4 protein-coding genes are annotated in these 3,499 nt (G+C 61.5%); 3 read left to right on the forward strand and 1 reads right to left on the reverse strand.

Annotated features, from left to right (window positions below; genetic code table 11):
• Positions 1–101: 101 nt before the first annotated feature.
• A complete protein-coding gene (locus tag M3P27_01795; GenBank protein ID MDP9267042.1) occupies positions 102–332 on the forward strand; it encodes a hypothetical protein in 231 nt (76 codons plus the stop codon).
• Positions 333–383: 51 nt separating this feature from the next.
• Here M3P27_01795 and M3P27_01800 read toward each other — a convergent pair whose 3' ends face one another.
• The gene (locus M3P27_01800) at positions 384–869 is read right to left on the reverse strand and encodes a ferritin-like domain-containing protein (GenBank protein MDP9267043.1); all 486 of its coding nucleotides are present in this window, start codon (positions 867–869) and stop codon (positions 384–386) included.
• Between the two features lie 373 nt (positions 870–1,242).
• Here M3P27_01800 and M3P27_01805 point away from each other — a divergent pair, with 373 nt between their 5' ends.
• Both M3P27_01805 and M3P27_01810 read left to right on the forward strand, forming a co-directional pair.
• Complete coding sequence (locus tag M3P27_01805) at positions 1,243–1,923, forward strand: DUF5752 family protein (GenBank protein ID MDP9267044.1); 681 nt, start codon at positions 1,243–1,245, stop codon at positions 1,921–1,923.
• A 52-nt stretch (positions 1,924–1,975) separates the two neighbouring features.
• A complete protein-coding gene (locus tag M3P27_01810; GenBank protein MDP9267045.1) occupies positions 1,976–3,442 on the forward strand; it encodes a glycosyltransferase in 1,467 nt (488 codons plus the stop codon).
• Positions 3,443–3,499 lie beyond the last annotated feature (57 nt).

Consider the following 3,499-nt stretch of genomic DNA (forward strand, 5'->3'; position numbering starts at 1 on the left):
GGCTTGACGCTTCGCGCAACTCTGCTATCTTCATACCACTTCCCTAATTTATCCCCAGGCTGGACGCAGCTGCGCGCGCGTGTGTCTGCCGCAGGGTGTGCATGGCAATGAAACAGAAGAAGAATGGCAGGCCGGACGGCAAGCCGAACGGCAACCTGAACAAGGTCGTGAAGATCGCGCCCGAGCGTCCCGAAGCGCGCGATGAAGGGCCGCGGCTCATCCCGCTCGACGAGAAGCCGACCAGCCAGAAGTTCGGCCGGCGCGCCCTCGAGCTTGCCGACATCGCACTCGGACTGCGCGAGCCGCAACCCAAGCGGCATCCCAAGAAGTAAAGACTAAAGGTTGATGCCTGCTGCTCCGCTCGCCGCCTGATGCCAGCGGCGTCAGCGACGCTTGCGTGCTTTGTTCGGGTCGGGAACTTTTTCCCCGAGGGCGGTCGCCAGGTCGATCTGGTGGTCCTGCTCCTGCACCAATATCTGGCGGATCTGTTCCGCCATCGCATATTCTCCCAGCGCTTCACATTGCCGGACGCGATCGCGGTAATTGAGGATGGTCTCGGTCTCATTGTCGAGATCGAACCGGAGCATGTCCTTCGCGTTCTTCGATGTGCGCACCGGCTGGGGAGTGACGGTCGGCATCTTGCCGAGGTAGTCGATCTGCCGCGAGAGGATCAGGGCATGGTCCAGCTCCTGCTTGGCGTGGATCTCGAGCTGCGCGGCGATGTCCATGTATTGCGCGCCGCTGAGCACCTGGGAATACACCACGTAGGCGATGATGGCCTGGTATTCGCGGGAAAGATCTTCGTTCAACAGCTCCGCAAGCCGCTCGCGGGTGACGACTTCGGTTGCGCTGGGTTTGGACTCAGGCATGTGACTCCTCTTCTGACTTGTGGGACTGACAATCAAAGACTCACTATTCTAGTCCGCGACCGCCGCTTCCGGCGTCGCCGGAGGCTTGAACAGATAACGCAGCACCGGCGGAGCGATGATGGTGGTCACGCCCGTCATGAACAGGACGATGGCGTAAGTGGCGTCGGAGATGATCTTCATCTCCAGTCTGTGCAGCCTGCGGGCGCCACCGCGGCTCTATTGGTTTACAGTGTCGGAAGGCGGCAATAAAGAAAAATCCAGAGTTGCTGCTGGATTCTCAGACACACGCGATTCCGCGTCATCGAACGACAACGGCTCGTTCACTGGCGGTATCCTACCCAAATCGGTCCTAAACAGCCGGAGGTCGTCCCCTATGGCCACTGCCCAACTGCCTGCCCCGGCGCTGCGCTGGGCGCGCTCGCCCTTCTATTTCTATTCCTCCGCCACGCTCATCAAGATCGGCCGCGAGAAAGCCACCAACCTCGCCGAACTGCTGGAGGGATTGCGAGCCTGCCCGGACGCGAGCATCTTCCAGCACACCTTCCAGACCCTGCGCGACTATCACTTCATCCGCGAGGGATGGTCGAACGATTTCGGACATTGGGCCTTCGCCGCCTGCAACGAAGTCGCGCTGGCGGAGCAGCTCTCCGCGCTCGACGTGCGTGAGTTCACCAGCGTCAAAGATCTAAGGGAGCGTTTGGTCGCGACGGTGGAAAAATACCTGAAGAAGAATCCGCGCTCGGCTGATCGTCCCGCCTTCGAGGCCTTTTACTTTTGCGCTTCGGAAGCGGTGATGATCCCCACGCCCTACGTCGCCCGCAACCTCAAGGAATTCGCCGAGGCCATGCGCAAGGTCGGCCTGCACACCATCCACCACCACTTCATCGCCGCGCGGCTGCGGCTCAAGCTCAACTCCAACGATTTCTCCGTCTGGCTGGAGAACGAGCTCGACCTGGGCAAGCTGGCCGACAAGATCAACCGCATCGACATCTACACGGCCACGCTCGAAGACGTGCGGCAAGCCATCATCCGCGTCGTCGAACAGGGACTGTGACGCGCGCGGTCACCCCGCGCCAAACAACGCAAACCATGCGAGGCAGAGAGAGATGAAAGAGCCGATGGAAGCGAAGGAACCGAAGGAACCGAAGGAACCGAAAGAAACCAGGCAGAAGTCCAAGTCGACGACGAGCGCAGACAAGGACCCGGCCAAGGGTGTCGTCGTGCCGGACGGGAAAAACGGAAGGCCCGAAACAGAGGTTCTGCAGGCCGCCACCGAAGCGCCGCCCGCCGAGCGTCGCAAGAACCGCCGCGACCCGAACTTCAATACTCCGCAGCGCGTTCCGCCTCCGCCGCCCAAGCTCTCCGACTACGAGCCCATCATCGGCAAGCCGGAATTAGACGAGCTCTGGTATCTGGCGCGCGCTTTGCGCGGCAAGTCGGTGAAGATGGTGAACTCCACCGCCGTCGGCGGCGGTGTGGCCGAGATCCTCAACGCCCTGGTCCCCATGCTCAACGAGCTCGAGGTCCACACCAAGTGGGAAGTCATCACCGGCGGCAACGATTTCTTCGAGGTCACCAAGGGATTCCACAACGCGCTGCACGGTGGCGAGTACCACGTCACCAAAGAGATCCTCGACATCTTCATGATGTACAACGAGCAGAACCGGCAGCGCATGGAGTTCACCGAGGACCTGTTCCTCATCCATGATCCGCAGCCGGTCGGGCTCATCCGCAGCAAGGCCAACACGCGCGGCAAGTGGATGTGGCGCTGCCACATCGATCTTTCCAATCCGCATCCCGACGTCTGGGGGTTCCTGCGGCCGATGGTCGAGCAATATGACGCGGCCATCTTCTCCTCGCCGGCGTTCACCCGGCAGCTCGGCATCCCGCAATATCTCTTCTTCCCCTGCATCGATCCGCTCTCGGAGAAGAACAAAGACCTCGACGAAGCCGGCGTGCAGAAGGTCTGTGACGACTTCGGCATCGACCGCTCGCGGCCTGTCCTTACCCAGATCTCGCGCTTCGACCGCTTGAAGGATCCCGTCGGCGTGATCGAGGCTTACAAGCTGGCCAAGCGCTACGTCGATTGCCAGCTCGTGCTCGCCGGCGGCGGCGCCAGTGACGATCCCGAGGGCGCGGTCGTCCTCGCCGAAGTGCTGGAGGCCGCGGGCGACGATCCCGACATCATCATCCTGAACCTGCCGCCCTGGTCTGCCTTCGAGATCAACGCGCTGCAACGCGCTTCTACCATCGTCATCCAGAAATCGCTCAAGGAAGGCTTCGGACTGACCGTGGCCGAGGCGCTGTGGAAGTCGAAGCCGGTCATCGCCGGCGCCGTCGGCGGCATCCCCACGCAGGTCATCCACAAGATGACGGGCGTGCTGGTGCATTCGGTCGAGGGCTGTGCCTACCAGATCCGCTACCTGCTCACCCATCCCGATTTCGCCAAACAACTGGGCGAGAACGGACGCGAGCACGTGCGCGAGAATTTCCTCATGACCACCAACGCCAAGCGCTGGCTGCTGCTCTTTCAGCTGCTGCTCGGCACCGCGAAGGCTACGAAAACCACCTAACCGCGAAGACCGCGAAATGCCTTAACCACGAAGGTCACGAAGTCTCACGAAGGTTTT

Source organism: Acidobacteriota bacterium, from assembly GCA_030774055.1.
Classification (GTDB): Bacteria; Acidobacteriota; Terriglobia; order Terriglobales; family Acidobacteriaceae; genus JACPNR01.